Genomic DNA, 14163 nt, shown 5'->3' on the forward strand with positions numbered 1-14163 from the left:
GTCAGTTGCCCCTCTCGGAGAGTTTGCGTGCGACCAGCGAGATGACGAGGACGAAGGCGACGAGGACCACGCCCAGCGCGGCGGCGAAGTCGGGGTGCCCCTGTTCGATGCCCTTCTGGTACATGAGGAGGACGGGCGAGGTGGAGGCGTGGTCGGGGCCGCCGCCGCCGGTCAGCAGGTAGGGCTCGCTGAACAGGTTGGCGCCGGTGATGATCGCGTAGATCAGCACGAGGGTCGTGGCGGGCCGCACTCCGGGCACGGTCACCGCGAAGAACTGCCGCACCCGGCCCGCGCCGTCGACGGAGGCCGCCTCGTACAGCTCCTTGCCGACGTTCTGGAGGGCGGCGAGGTAGAGCATCACGAAGAAGCCGAGCTGCTTCCAGGTGACGAAGAAGGCGATCATCGGCATCGCGAGATGCGAGTTGACCAGCCACGAGGGGTCCGGCGCGTGCGAGCCGAGGAGGTTGTTGACGAAACCGTCCGAGCCGAACAGGAACTGCCACACGGCGACCAGCGCCACGCTCGCCGTGATGTACGGCAGGTAGTAGGCGGCGCGGAAGAAGGCGCGGAAGCGGATCTTCGCGTTGAGCGCGGAGGCCAGGACGAGCGACAGGATCACCGTGAGCGGCACGTTGATCAAGAGGAAGACGGCGATGTTGAGGAAGGCGCGGCCCACGACCGGGTCGGTGAAGACGTCCCGGTAGTTGGAGAGCCCGACCCACGGTGAGTCGACGTGTGTTCCGGGGGCGGTGAAGTAGAAGCGGTGGACGGAGATCCACAGGGTGTAGACCATCGGGACCGCGAAGACCAGCGCCAGGAAGAGGACGTACGGCGTCACGAAGAGCGCGCCGGTCCTGGAGCGTGCCCGCCGGTGGCGGATTCCGGCCGCTTCACCCGGGGCCCGGCCGGAGGCCCGGCCCGCGGCGCCGGCGGAAGCGGCGGCGGTCGCGGTGGTGGCAGCGGTAGCGGTGGTACCGGCGGTGACGGTCGCGGTCGCGGTCGCGGTCGCGGTGGGACGGAGCTTCGTCATGACGGGTCTCCGTACTCGTCGAGCAGCTTGGATATCTTGTCCGAGGCCTTGCGCAGTCCGGTTCCGGTGGGTTCCTCACCGAAGACGACGGACTTCGTCCACTCGTCGCGGAACGCCTGCCAGATGTCGACGGAGCCCGGCACGTTGGGCACCTCGACGACGTGCTGGGCCTGCCGTGCGAACGCCGTGTACACGGGCTTCTTCGCGAAGAAGTCCGGGTAGCGGGAGGTCAGGTCCTCGCGCATCGGCATCTGCCCGGTCGCGTCGAGGAACTTCCCGTCCTGCTGGGCGGAGGTGGCGAACTTCAGCAGGTCCCAGGCGGTGGCCCGGTTGCGGCAGGCGCTGAACATGGCGGCGGACTTCTCGTCGCTGAAGGAGTACGTGTCGTCCGGCGACGTCCCGGCGGCGGTCGGTACGGGTACGACGCCGAGGTCGACGTTGTCCTTGTACGCGGCGACCGCCCAGGGCCCGACGGTGGCCATGGCGGCCCTCCCGTCGTTCACGGCGTCACCGGGGTACGCCTCCTGGGGCGCCAGCTTCTCGGCGTACATCGTGCGCCAGAAGGCCGCGGCCTGACGGCCGGCCGGTGAGTCGAACTGCGGCTCGCCGTCCTCGATCAGCTGCTTGCCGCCGCTCTGCGCGGCGAAGGCGGGGTAGAAGTCGTTCCAGGACTGGAAGAACTCGCTGCTGGGTGCGGGCCAGATCGCGGCTTTGGCCGCGCCGCTGTGCACGAGGGTGCGGGAGGTCTTCAGGAACTGGCTGTAGGTGGCCAGTTGCGGGTGTTCCGGGTCGAGACCGGCCTTCGCGAAGATCTTCTTGTTGTAGAGGATCATGATCGGGTTGCTCTTCCACGGCAGTTGGTAGAACTTGCCGTCCTGAGACTTGTACTGGTCGGTGAGTCCGCCGCCGCGCTGCTGGATGTAGGCGTCGCCGTCGGGGAAGTCGCTGAGCGGCACGAGGCCGTTCTGTTTCTCGAAGGTCGGCACCGAGGCCGGCGCGGTGTTGAAGACCAGGCAGGCGCTGGTGCCCGCGATGATCGAGGCGCTGATCGCCTCCTCGGACGTCTTGCCCGCCGGGATCTGCTGGGCGGTGACGTGCTGGTCCGGGTGGCTCTTGTTCCAGGCGGCGACCATGCTCTCGCCCCAGGCCACCTCCTGGGCGTTGTTGGACAGCCAGACCGTGATGGGGCCGCGCGCGTTCGCCGCGGTCTGCTGGTCCGGGGCCGACCGGCCGCAGGCGGTCACTGCACTCGCGAGGGCGAGCACGAGCAGCGAGTACGCCGTTCTCCTCAGCATGCAAACTCTCCGAACTGTTCACGCCCGGCCTCGTCGCCGGACGGACATTCCTTGCCGCGCCCCACCGGGCCGCCGGCCCGGCCGTCAGGCGCGGGGCGCCGGGCCCATCGAGGCGCGGGGGACGAACTCGGCGGGCGGCAGCACGACATGCGCCACCTCCTCGCCGGCCAGCACCCGGTCCAGGGCGCGGGCCGCCGCCTCACCCCAGCCGCGCGCGTCGGCGCGGGCGGAGGAGAGCGGCGGGTGGGTGTAGCGGGTGAGGCTGGTGTCGTCGTAGCCGACGACGGAGAGACGTTCCGGTACCGGAACGCCCAGCTCCTGGGCCACGGACAGCCCGGCCATGGCGGCCTGGTCGTTCCCGTAGACGATCGCGGTGGGCGGTTCGGGGAGCGACAGCAGCTCGCGGGTGGCCCGCGCTCCGCCTTCCGCCGTGAAGCCGCCGGGCCGCACGGGCCCTTCGGGCAGGCCGAGGGAGTGCAGCGTCTCCTGCCAGGCCGCCCGGCGCCGGTGCGCGTGGCGGAACTCCTGGGGCCCTTCGACGTGGGCGATGCGCCGGTGTCCCAGCTCCGCCAGGCGCCGTACGGCTTCCACGTAGGCGGGCCGGTCGTCGAGGCTCACCGAGCTGAGGCCGTCGCCCCACTCGCTCTGCCCGACCACGACGGCGGGCAGTCCGAGCCGGTGCACGAGGCCGGGGCGGGGGTCGTCGTGGCGCAGGTCGGTGAGGAGCACACCGTCCACCCGGCGGTCGGCGGCCAGCCGTTCGTACACGGACCGCTCCCGCTCGGGGGTGGTGAGGTGCACCATGAGCCCGTCGCCGCGCTCCCCGAGGACCACCTCGACGCCCGCGATGAACGCGGGGAAGAACAGGTCGGCGCCGATGAGGTCGGGTTCCCGGGCGAGGACGAGCCCGAAGGCGCCTGCCTTGCCGAGCGAGAGGGCCCGCGCGGGGCGGCTCGGCGTCCAGCCGAGTTCGGCCGCGGCGGCGAGGATGCGCGCCTTGGTCTCCTCGGCGATCCCGGGCCGGTCGTTCAGGGCGAACGAGACGGAACTGCGCGAGACACCCGCACGCCGTGCGACGTCGTCGATGGTGGGCCTGCGGGCCATGGCGCGCCTTCCGCTCTCCGCCTTGCCGACAACCGGGCAAAGGGGTTTGAAATGGTTTTGATCGACCTATTCGGCCTCTAAACCGGTTTAGACGATCAACTGGCCCTCACTAAACCGGTTTGAGTCAGGGGCGTCAATGGTCCCGGGATGGTGATCTGCGCCCTACCGGAACGACACGTCTTTCGGGTATGCGCGCGAGACGGTGGCGAGGGACGCACCCGCACCGGCGCGTCCACGGCAGGCGTGTCCACGGCGCGTACGTGCACGGCGGGCGCGTCCCGGCGGGCACCTGTGTGACGTCGCGTCGATGAGCGCCGGCGAAGAAGTCCGGCCGGAGCGCCGAGCCACGACCTGTTGCAGGGCGCGGGTGAACCACCGTATGGTCGCGCGGGCGATGATGATCGCGACGGGGATCGTGCCGGCGGGGATCGTGAGGTCTTCCCCCGAAGCCCCCCCAGCACCGGATCGCCGTCGTCCTCGTCGGAACCACTGCCGTGACCACCCAGCCGGCAGGCCAGGCCCGTACCCGGGACCCAGCGTCCGCCGGACACGGCACGTCGTGTCGAGAGCCGTTCCGGAACGGCGTGCGGGACCACCGCGCACACCGAACCAGGAGAGATCGTGCTCACCCATCCACTCACCTCGGACGGCAGTGAACTCAGCCCGCTGCCGCATGACTTCCCGTTCGACCCCACTCACGGGTACGACCTGCCGCGCCTCCTCGCCGTGGAGGCTCCTCAAGGCCCGGACGACTTCGCCGACTTCTGGCAGGAGCGCTGGGCGCGTGCGACGAGCGTCGACCCGGAGCCGCGGATCGAGGGGCCTTGGACCACCGTGGACGGCGTGCGGGTCGCCGACATCTCGTACACGTCGACCGACGGTGTCCGGATCGGGGGCTGGTTGACCGTCCCGGCCGACGGACGCGTCACGCAGGGCTGTGTGGCGACCCACGGTTACGGAGGCCGGGAAGCGCCGGACCCCTGGCAGGCCCCGGCAAGGACCGCGACCATCTGGCCGTGTCTGCGCGGGCTCGGAACGCGGAGCCTGCTGCCGGGCGTGCCCCCGAATTCGGCCGGGCACGTGTTGCAGGGCATCGGCGCACGGGAGTCGTACCTCATCGGCGGCTGCGTGGCGGACGTCTGGTGCGCGGCCACCGCACTCCAGCGGCTGGTGCCCGAGGCCGCCGATCGGCTGACCTACCTGGGCACGAGCTTCGGCGGCGGCATCGGGGCGTTGGCGCTTCCCTGGGACGACCGTTTCCATGCCGCCGGCCTGACGGTGCCGACCTTCGGGAACCATCCGCTGCGGGTGACACTGCCGTGCACGGGCAGCGGGGAGTCGGTGCGTACGCGACTCGCCGAGGACCCCTCGGTGCTGGACGTCCTGGCGTACTTCGACGCCGCGACCGCTGCCCGCCACCTTCGCATCCCGGTCCATGTGGCCGCCGCCCTCTTCGACCCGTCGGTACCCCCACCGGGGCAGTTCGCGATACACAACGCGCTGGCCGGGCCGCGCGAACTCCTCGTCCTGCGGGCAGGCCACTTCGACCACCCGGACGAGCCGGCCGAGACGGCGGCCGTGGAGGAGGCTCAGCGACGCTTCCTGTCGGCGGCGGACGGGGCGGAGGCGTCCTGCCCCACCGCCTGACCACCGGTCACGCGTCCGGGCCCACCGAGCTCACCGGGCTCACCGGGCTCACCGGGTCCGGACGTCTTCGCCCCGTGACCTGTCAGTTCCGCGAAGCTACCGCGCCCTCCCCCGCATGCCGTCGCGGAACCGCCTCGGCCGCTGTTCCCCGTACGGGCATCGATCATGCGCGATATGCTGATGCAGATAGTGCAAGCCGTTTGCAAAACAAGGAGGGTCATGGCTACGCGGGGGACTGATGCCGGGACGAACCAGAGTGTTGAACGAGCGGTCTCGGTGCTGCGCGCACTCGACTCCGGTCGGCCCGAACTCCGTGTCTCCGACGTCGCCGAGCTGACCGGACTGGGCTCGTCGACCACCTCTAGACTGCTGTCCACCCTGGAACGCCTCGACATGGTCGAACGCGACCCGGTCAGCAACCTGTACCGGCTCAGCCTCGGCCTCCTCCCCCTCGCCGCCACCGCCACCAACCGCCACGCCGTGCACCGGGCCGCCCGCATGGTGCTCCAGGGCCTCGCCACCCGAACCGGGCTCGGTGCCAACGTGGCCGTGCGCCGCGGTGGCGAGCTGATGTTCCTGGGCAACTTCGAGGGCCCGCGCGCGCCCAAGTCCTATACGCAGGCCGGGCACACCGCCCCACTGCACGCCACGAGCATCGGCAAGTGCCTGCTCACCGGACTCTCCCCGAGGGAGCGTCGCAAGCTGCTGGGCGATCCCCTCGACGCGCACACCGAGTACACGACCACCAGTCACGACCTCCTCGACACCGAGATCGAGACCGTCCGGCGCACCGGGTACGCCGTCGAGGCCGAGGAGCGCGCCCTGGGCCGTGCATCCCTGGCCGCGCCCGTCCGTGACGCTTCGGGGGACGTGGTCGCCGCCATCTCCCTGTGGGGTCCGGCCTCGCTGCTCGGGGAGCGCTCCGACACCGAGGGGCAGCGGACCGAGGGGCAGCGTCTCGCCCTCGTCCGCGAGGTCATCGAGGCCGCCGACGCCATCAGTCAGGCACTCGGCGCGCTCTGACGCGCACGCGAAAGGGGGCCGGTGGAGGCCGATCGGCCTCCACCGGCCCCCTTTCGCGTGCCGTTACGCGCCGTACGCCTTGAAGGCGATCACGTGTGCGTGCCGTGCCCCGTGCGTCGCGTCGACCACGAGCCGCAGCGCCCGGGTGCGTACGGGGCCGCCGTCCGCGTCCTTCAGCGCGTGCACGCGGTGGCGGCGCCGGTTGTCCGTCACCGTCAGGAGTGTGTGCCACCGCCCCTCGGCGTCCTGGCTCTGGACGCGGTAGTCGCGCACGAGTTCCGGCATGACCTCGTACGGGGTGCGGTGGCGGTGCAGGTTGTTGAGGTACTCGTCGACGTCGTCGTCGAACACCAGGCGTGTCTCGCTGAGTTCCTGCTCGTCCTGCCAGTCGAGACGGAGCCACTCCTCGGTGCCCGCCGGGGCGGAGGACCACAGGTTCGGTCCGCCGTAGGGTCGTTGGTATCCGCCCACGGCCCGTTCGGGGTGGAACGCCGTGGTGGCGGGGGCCGCCCGGAAGGCGAAGGTCTGGCGGCGCAGGCCGCGGGCCTGCCATTCCAGGACCAGCTGGCCGTCCTCCTCCGGGATGTCGTGGTCGACGGCCGCGTCCCCTTCGGCCTTCCTGCGCAGGGCGAGGACGCCGTCGGTGCGTTCGGGAAGCAGGACCAGGGCCGTGTCCGGGCAGGCCCGGACGATGAGGATCGCGTTCCGGGGGGTGTCGGGGCGGTGGTCGAGGCGGGCCGTGACCCAGTGCGGGCCGCCGGACGGGACGGTGACCGTGGTCGTGAGGAGACGGTCGGCGGGAACCGCGTTCTCGGGGTTGCCCGTGCCCCAGAGTTCCACGGTGAGTTCGCGGTCGCGGCCGTCGGGGGCGCCGTGGACGAGGAGGTCGACCGTGTCGAGTGCGGGGTCCACCGGCAGGAGGAGGGCGAGGTCGCGGGTGAGCGGGTACGGAGCGCCGGGCGCACCCTCGGTGGGCTCGGCAGCCAGGCGGGCCAGGTGGGAGGAGGCGCTGACGCGGGCCGTGCGCGCCAGGTTGCCGGGGTCGTCGTCGGCGACGCCGATCACGGAGGCGTCCTGACGCAGCAGGGTGCGGCGCACCAGTTCCGGCTGTTTCGTGGCGAGTTCGCGCGGGGTGAGGCCCTCGGTGACGCACAGGGCCGCGGCGGTGCCCGCGGCCTCGCCGAGGGTCGCGCAGGTGGCCATGACGCGGGTGGCCCCGAAGGCGATGTGGGTGGCGGAGATGTTGCGCCCGGCGAAGTGCAGGTTGGTGACGTTCGCCGAGTACAGGGAGCGCAGCGGGATGTGGAAGATGCCGTCCGCGTACCGCTGGCGCGCCCCGGGCTCGTCGGCGTACATGCCCTGGACGGGGTGGAGGTCCACGGACCAGCCGCCGAAGGCGATCCGGTCGGGGAACTGGCGCTGCTGGAGGATGTCCTGCTGGGTGAGGACGTGGTCGCCGAGGAAGCGGCGGTATTCGCGCTTGCCGGGGAGGCTGCCGACCCATTCCAGGGTGAGGTTCGCCGCGTCCGGGAACTCGCCGGAGTTCTTGATGTGGTCCCAGATGCCCATGATCACGGACTGGAGCTCGTCGCGAATGCGCTCGTTGTCGTGGACGGTGTCGAGTTCGCCGCCCCACTCGACCCACCAGTAGTCACAGCCGTTGTCCCCGGTGCGCAGGATGCGGTTGCGCAGGATGGGTGTGGTCGACAGGTCCTTGGCGTAGGCGGGCGGTACGAACTTCGCCGGCGCTCCCGTGTCCCTGCTGTGGAAGAGGATCGTCGAACCGAGCAGCGCCCGGTCCGCCTCGGCCGGCGCCCAGGGCTCGTCGAACTCGGCCTGCGCCTCGCGGCCTATGCGGTAGTGGGCGCCGGCGAGGTGGCCGAGCAGGCCGTCTCCGGTGCAGTCGAGGAAGTGGTGCGCGTGGAAGGTGATACGGCGCTCGGAGCCCATCATCCAGCCGGTGCAGGAGTGCACCTGGCGGCTGTCGTCGGGGCCGCTCGCGTCGACCTCGCGCACGTCGGTGTTGAGGTAGAGGTCGATGTTGGGTTCCGCGCGGACGGCGTCGAGGACGACCTGGTCCCAGTAGTAGGGGTTGCCCTCGGGGTTGCGGTACTGGTTCTCGGTGTACAGCTCGCCCATGATGCCGGTCTCGCGGGCCCAGCGGTGCACGCCGTGTGCGGTGGCGCCGCAGACCCAGACGCGGATCTCGCTGCTGGCGTTGCCGCCCAGCACGGGCCGGTTGTTGACCAGGGCGACGCGTCGGCCGAGCCGGGCCGCGGCGATGGCCGCGCAGGTCCCCGCCAATCCGCCGCCGATCACGGCGATGTCGTAATGGACCTCTTCTTCCCGCACGTGCGGCCTCCTCGGTGTGATGCTCGGACACTCTCCGCCGCAGCGGAGCGGTCTTGAACGTACATCACATCCACATTGTGCAACCACTGTTCAGTCAGTGGGATTCGTTGTAAGTTCCGTTGCGGCCACCGGTCCGGTGGCCGCGCGCAGAAGCGCGTGTTCGGAGCAGGTGGCGCGAGTTCGCCGGCCCCGCACAGAAACGGCGATTCACCAACCAAAAGGGTTGACTCCATCGCACGATATGGAGAACGATCCCGCATGCTGCAACTTGTATTCACTGGAGCAGGGTTGGTGTTCGCCCAGGGCCCCGGCGCTCCCGCCACCGTTTGAGAGGACAGACCCATGAGTACGGCCGCACCTCCCCAGAAGGCGCCCCCGCCCCGTCAACGGACCGGCGGACGGCTCTCCAACGGTGCGTTCGCCCTGCTGCTGACCGCTCCGGGACTCGCCCTCTTCGCGGCGATCATCTTCTACCCGCTGCTGTCGGCGCTGTTCACCGGCTTCTTCAAGCAGGATCTGCGGCTGCCGGGCCGGGAGTTCGTCGGCCTGGACAACTTCACGTACTGGCTGGACGGCGACTTCCTCACCATCCTCAAGCAGACGCTGGTCTTCACCGTCGGCGCCACGCTCGTCCCCTTCGTGCTCGGCCTGGCGCTCGCGCTCGCGCTGAACACCGGGCTCAAGGGCAGTGGTTTCCTGCGCGGCCTGTTCCTGTTCCCCTGGGTGATCCCGGGCGTGGTGGTCTCCTTCCTCTGGATGTGGATCTTCAACGCGAACTACGGGGTGCTCAACGGCGTCCTCATGAAGGCCGGGATCATCGAGGAGTCGGTGGCCTGGCTCGGTCAGCCCGGCACCGCGATGCTCGCCGTCATCGTCACCAAGACCTGGGCCAGCTTCCCCTGGATGATGGTGATGCTGCTGGCCGGTCTGCAGACCGTGCCCAAGGAGCTGCACGAGGCGGCTTCGATGGACGGCGCGGGCTCGGTCCGGCGCTTCTTCAACGTCACCTGGCCGCAGATCCGCGGTGTCGCCTCGATCGTGCTCCTGCTGGAGTTCATCTGGAACTTCCAGCACTTCGACACCATCTACGTGCTCACCGGCGGCGGACCGGCCGGCACCACCGAGACCTTCGCGACCGCCGTCTACCAGACCGCGTTCAAGGGCTTCGACATCGGCCGGGCCACCGCACTGGGCGGACTGTGGATGCTGCTCCTGCTGCTGCTCGTCGTCGTCTACCTCAGGATCACCGAGCGGAAGGGCGACGCCTGATGACCTCCACCACCTCCACCCCGCTGTCCGCCGTGGACCGGCCCCGATCGTCCGCCACCCGGGCCGGGGGCAGCACCCGGCGCCGCATGCGCAAGGACCTGCTGCGCTCGCGGATCGCCGCCTGGAGTGCGGTCGTCGTCATCGGCGCCTTCGGTCTGCTGCCGGTCTACTGGCTGCTCGCCACCGCGCTGAGCACCCCCGAGTCGACCTTCCAGTTCCCGCCGAAGCTGATACCCACCGACCTCACGCTCGACAACTTCACGGCCCTGGCCGACAACGACCAGTTGATCAAGTACATGGTCAACTCGCTCATCGTGGCCTCGATCACCGCCGTGCTGAGCGTGGTGGTCGCCACGTACATGGGCTACTCGTTCTCCAAGTTCCGCTACCGGGGGCGGCGGTCGCTGATGCACCTGGTGCTGGCCTCCCAGATGTTCCCCCAGGCGCTGCTGCTGGTGACCCTGTACACGGTCTTCTCCAGCTTCGGCATGCTCAACACGTACACCGCGCTGGTGCTCTCCTTCACCACGTTCACCATGCCGCTGTGCGTCTGGATGCTGAAGGGCATCTTCGACACCATCCCGGACGCCCTGCTGGAAGCGGCGTCCATCGACGGCGCCTCCCGGTGGCGGACGCTGCACTCCATCGTGGCGCCGCTGGCCGCGCCCGGGATGGTCGCCGCCGGGCTCTTCGCCTTCGTCCGCGGCTGGAACGACTTCATCTTCGCGCTGACCCTGGCGGACAAGGAGAAGCAGACCCTGCCTCCCGGCCTCGTCTCCACCTACATCGGCGAGTTCCAGACCTCCTGGCCCCAGTTGATGGCGGCGTCGCTCGTGGTCTCCATCCCGGTGGTCGTCGCCTTCATGTTCCTGCAGCGCTATCTCGTCGGCGGCATGACCGCCGGTTCGGTCAAGAGCTGACCCCGCGGGGCCGTCCCGCGCCCGCACGTACCTCCCCTCCCGCACACTCCCCCATGGAGAGATCATGACCACCTCTGGCATCAGCCGTCGCGGCGCGCTGCGCATGTTCGGCATCGGCGCGCTCGGTCTGGCGGGCGCCGGTGTGCTCAGCGCCTGCGCTCCGTCCGGCGCGGGCTCCACCACCAACGGCGGCGACCCGAAGTCCAAGGACTTCGACTTCAGCTCCTGGTCGCTCAACGAGGAAGCCGCCAAGCCGTCGATCGAGAAGATCATCGCGGCATGGGAGAAGTCCCAGAACTCCAAGATCCGCGCGGTGTCGTACCCGTACAACGAGTACCTCAGCCAGCTCACCCTCAAGCTGGGCGGCGGGGAGACGACCGGCGCCGTGCACCTCGACATCGCCTGGCTCGCCGCGATGGCGCAGATGGGCAAGCTGGCCGACCTCGGCCCGGTGGCCGGCAAGGGCGGCTACACGGACGTGGCGCTGAACAGCGGTACGTACGACGGTACGCAGTACGGGCTGCCGTGGAACACCGGATCGATCGGTGTGATCGCCAACTCCAAGCTCCTGGCGAAGGCCGGGATCAAGGAGCACCCCACCACCGTCGAGGAGTTCGAGGCCGCGCTGCGGGAGCTGAAGGGGCTCGGCGGCGGTGTCGTGCCGTACGCCGCCGCCACCAAGGTCGCGCAGCTCAAGGACATCTTCCCGTGGATGCAGACCTTCGGCTGCAAGCTGCTCGACAACGGGAAGGTCACCATAGGCGACGACGCCTCGATCGACGCGGTCACCTGGTACAAGAAGCTGCACGACGAGAAGCTGATCGCCGCCGACGTCGACCGCTTCGACGCGCGCGCCCTGTTCGGGCAGGGCAAGGCCGCCTTCTACGACGACGCGATCATCGGCAAGGGTGTGACCTCCGCCCAGTCGAAGGACAAGACGCTGGCCGACGCCATGCAGCCGATGGAACGCCCCGTGCTCAAGGCCGGGGACACGCCGCAGGCGCTGCTGTGGGGCGGCGTGATCGCGATCGTGAAGGGCAAGGGCCAGGACGCGGCGACGGAGTTCGCGCTGCACACCACCACCGACCTGGCCACCACCTCCCGGTACTTCACCGAGCGCGCGCTGCCGCCGTCCACCACCGCGGGTCTCGCCGCCCCCGAGGTCGCCAAGGACACCTTCTCCATGGAGTGGACGAGCAAGATCACCAAGACGGCGACCGGCAGCCCGTTCTGGCAGTTCGCGCAGAACTCCCAGATCGAGGAGGCCGTCGCCAAGCAGGTGCAGGCCGTCCTCGTCGGCACGGCGAAGCCGAAGGACGCGATGAAGCAGGCCGGCGAGGAGGTCGCCGCGTTCATCAAGCGCTGAGGCCCCGCGCGCACCCTGTCCGCAGGCACTGAGGCCCCGCGCGCCCACCCGGTCCGCGCGAGAGGCCATGGCGCCGGATTCCGGGCCCGGCGAACACCGCACGCTTGCGCCGGGTCCCGCCCCGTACCCCACCCCGTACGACGGCCGCATCCGGTCGGCCTTCGGGCCGCCTCCGTCCGCGTCATCTGCACGCCCGCATCCGCGAAGAGCAAAGGAGCTCATCATGCGACGTCCCACGGCACGCACGTACACCGCCTCGGCCACGGCCCTGGCCGCCCTCCTCCTGCCCGTGCCGGCCGCCGGGGCCGACACCGCGCAGGGCACGGCAGCCGCGGCGACGGTGATCGAGAAGGTCCCGTACACGATGGACTCGTCGAACCAGGCCGCCTGGTGGACGCCGGTGGCCACGTACAAGGGCCGCGGCCAGTACACGTACTTCGCCTTCGACGAGCCGGGATCGACGGCCGCGACGCACCGGCCCGCCATCGCACGGCGCGACCCGGACGGGGTCTGGAGCAGGCTGCCGCTGCTGAACAGCGACGGGCAGCAGGCCGAGTTCGCCGACGACAACGGGCACAACCAGCCGTCGATCGCACGGGACGGCAGCGGACGGCTGCACGTCTTCACCTCCATGCACGCCAACGCCTGGCGCTACTTCCGCACCGAGGCCCCCGGCGGCGACGTCACCGACCACGCGTCCGAACTGCCCGACCAGGGCGTGGGCATCACCTATCCGGTCGTCACCACCGCGCCCAACGGAGACCTGTACCTGGCCGCCCGCGTGGGTGCGGGCTCCGACCAGCGACCCGGCAAGCTGTACCGCTGGGACAACGCCAACTCCAGCTGGAGCACGGTCGCGACCTTCGCCGGCGCGCTGAACCGCTCGGTGTACCCCGACGACATCACGGTGGACGCCTCCGGACGCGTCCACATCCTCTTCGAGTGGGCGAAGGCGCCGGCGACCGCGTTCCGCCACCAGCTCTCGTACCTGACCTACGACCCGTCGACCGGCGCCTTCGCGGACAGTACGAGCGCGACCGTCACCACCCCGGTCACGCCCGCCACCTCCGACGTGATCCAGGACCTCACCGCGGGCGAGGAGTGGAGCATCGACAACGCCTACACCGGTCCGGCGGTGCAGAGCGCCAAGCTCACCCTCGACGGCTCCACCCCGAAGGTCGCCTACCGCTACCGCTCGGCCGACAGCGGCGGCAACTTCCGCGTGTACTACGCCTATCCGAGCGGCAGCGACTGGGTCGAGAAGATCGTGTACGCCGGCGGGCAGACCGCGGCCGCCCTCGGCATCACCTGGGACGAGACGGACACCAAGCGGGTCTACTACGTGACCACCTCGGGCACCGACCGGGTCTACTCCGCGACGCAGTCGGCGGACGGGGCCTGGACCGCGCAGTCCGCCGCGCCGGGCGTGAGCGCGGACCGGCTCGCGGTGCGACGCGACTCGGACGGTCACGACGTGCTCTACCTTCCGGACACCGCGCACAACTCCCTCTACTACGGCCTCCGTTGAGGTAGGACCGTGCCGACCGCGCCGTCCGTACGGGGCCTCTTCGTCCCCCCGTACGGACGGCGCGGTCGGTCAGGTCGCCGCCCTGCTCGCCAGGTACTCGTCCAGCCCCTCACCGGTGAGCGGGTAGTAGTCGGAGAGGAGGCCGCCCTCGTCGAGGCGGCGGCGTGCGAACGCCTCGCGGTCCTGGTGCAGCAGCGAGTCCTCGGCCAGCGGGACCGCCCGGTCCTGCGGTACGACCACGGCGCCGTCCTCGTCGGCCACGATCAGGTCCCCGGGGGTGACCAGGGTGCCGCCGACGCCCACCGGCACGTTGAACGCGGAGGGGAAGAGCTCGGTCTGCGAGGCGTAGTGCGGAGTGACTCCGGTGCACCAGACCGGCACGCCGAGGGCCCTGATCCGGGCCGCGTCCCGCACCCGTCCGTCCACGACGATCCCGGCGCCGCCGCGCAGTTTGAAGTAGCGCACCAGCATGTCGCCGAGGCAGCCGGTGAAGTGGCTCCCCTGCGCCGCGATCACCAGCACGTCGCCGGGGCGGATCGACTCCAGCACGCCCCACAGCGGGGTCTTGCGCTCGATGTCCTCCTGTTCGGCACCGTTGAAGACGTCCTCGCGCTGCGGAAGGAACTGGA

Annotated in this window: 11 protein-coding genes; 6 read left to right on the forward strand and 5 right to left on the reverse strand. The window is 70.3% G+C overall.

All coding sequences use genetic code 11. The features are described 5' to 3' along the window. Nucleotide 1: 1 nt before the first annotated feature. The 3 genes from OHA55_RS35595 to OHA55_RS35605 all read right to left on the reverse strand — a co-directional run bounded on the left by OHA55_RS35595 (nucleotide 2) and on the right by OHA55_RS35605 (nucleotide 3429). On the reverse strand, nucleotides 2–1030 hold the full coding sequence (locus OHA55_RS35595) for a carbohydrate ABC transporter permease (RefSeq protein ID WP_266714494.1): 1029 nt from the start codon (nucleotides 1028–1030) through the stop codon (nucleotides 2–4). Next, the gene (locus OHA55_RS35600) at nucleotides 1027–2325 is read right to left on the reverse strand and encodes an extracellular solute-binding protein (protein WP_266714496.1); all 1299 of its coding nucleotides are present in this window, start codon (nucleotides 2323–2325) and stop codon (nucleotides 1027–1029) included. The genes OHA55_RS35595 and OHA55_RS35600 overlap by 4 nt, the downstream gene beginning before the upstream one ends. A gap of 84 nt (nucleotides 2326–2409) precedes the next feature. Continuing rightward, nucleotides 2410–3429 (reverse strand): LacI family DNA-binding transcriptional regulator, encoded by a 1020-nt coding sequence (locus OHA55_RS35605; RefSeq protein ID WP_266714498.1) that lies wholly within the window; start codon nucleotides 3427–3429, stop codon nucleotides 2410–2412. Nucleotides 3430–4050: 621 nt separating this feature from the next. Between OHA55_RS35605 and OHA55_RS35610 the strand changes: the two genes are divergently transcribed. Next, nucleotides 4051–5076, forward strand: coding sequence for an acetylxylan esterase (locus OHA55_RS35610; protein WP_266714500.1), 1026 nt, complete (start codon nucleotides 4051–4053; stop codon nucleotides 5074–5076). A 219-nt stretch (nucleotides 5077–5295) separates the two neighbouring features. Next, entirely contained in the window at nucleotides 5296–6099 is an 804-nt protein-coding gene (locus tag OHA55_RS35615) for an IclR family transcriptional regulator (RefSeq protein ID WP_266714502.1), read from the forward strand. Between the two features lie 63 nt (nucleotides 6100–6162). Here the strand turns inward: OHA55_RS35615 and OHA55_RS35620 are convergent, their stop codons facing one another. Continuing rightward, nucleotides 6163–8451, reverse strand: a complete 2289-nt coding sequence (locus OHA55_RS35620; protein WP_266714504.1) for an FAD-dependent oxidoreductase — start codon at nucleotides 8449–8451, stop codon at nucleotides 6163–6165. 342 nt (nucleotides 8452–8793) lie between these two features. Between OHA55_RS35620 and OHA55_RS35625 the strand changes: the two genes are divergently transcribed. The 4 genes from OHA55_RS35625 to OHA55_RS35640 all read left to right on the forward strand — a co-directional run bounded on the left by OHA55_RS35625 (nucleotide 8794) and on the right by OHA55_RS35640 (nucleotide 13534). Then, nucleotides 8794–9720: a carbohydrate ABC transporter permease gene (locus OHA55_RS35625; protein ID WP_266714506.1), complete on the forward strand. Its 927-nt coding sequence runs from the start codon at nucleotides 8794–8796 to the stop codon at nucleotides 9718–9720. Beyond that, nucleotides 9720–10640, forward strand: a complete 921-nt coding sequence (locus tag OHA55_RS35630) for a carbohydrate ABC transporter permease (RefSeq protein ID WP_266714508.1) — start codon at nucleotides 9720–9722, stop codon at nucleotides 10638–10640. The genes OHA55_RS35625 and OHA55_RS35630 overlap by 1 nt, the downstream gene beginning before the upstream one ends. A 64-nt stretch (nucleotides 10641–10704) precedes the next feature. After that, complete coding sequence (locus OHA55_RS35635) at nucleotides 10705–12006, forward strand: extracellular solute-binding protein (RefSeq protein ID WP_266714510.1); 1302 nt, start codon at nucleotides 10705–10707, stop codon at nucleotides 12004–12006. Between the two features lie 223 nt (nucleotides 12007–12229). Further along, nucleotides 12230–13534, forward strand: coding sequence for a BNR-4 repeat-containing protein (locus OHA55_RS35640; RefSeq protein WP_266714512.1), 1305 nt, complete (start codon nucleotides 12230–12232; stop codon nucleotides 13532–13534). Between the two features lie 69 nt (nucleotides 13535–13603). Here OHA55_RS35640 and OHA55_RS35645 read toward each other — a convergent pair. Further along, on the reverse strand, nucleotides 13604–14163 hold a 560-nt coding region (locus tag OHA55_RS35645; RefSeq protein WP_266714514.1), incomplete at its 5' end, for a ribonuclease activity regulator RraA.

The organism is Streptomyces sp. NBC_00102, from assembly GCF_026343115.1.
GTDB lineage: Bacteria > Actinomycetota > Actinomycetes > Streptomycetales > Streptomycetaceae > Streptomyces.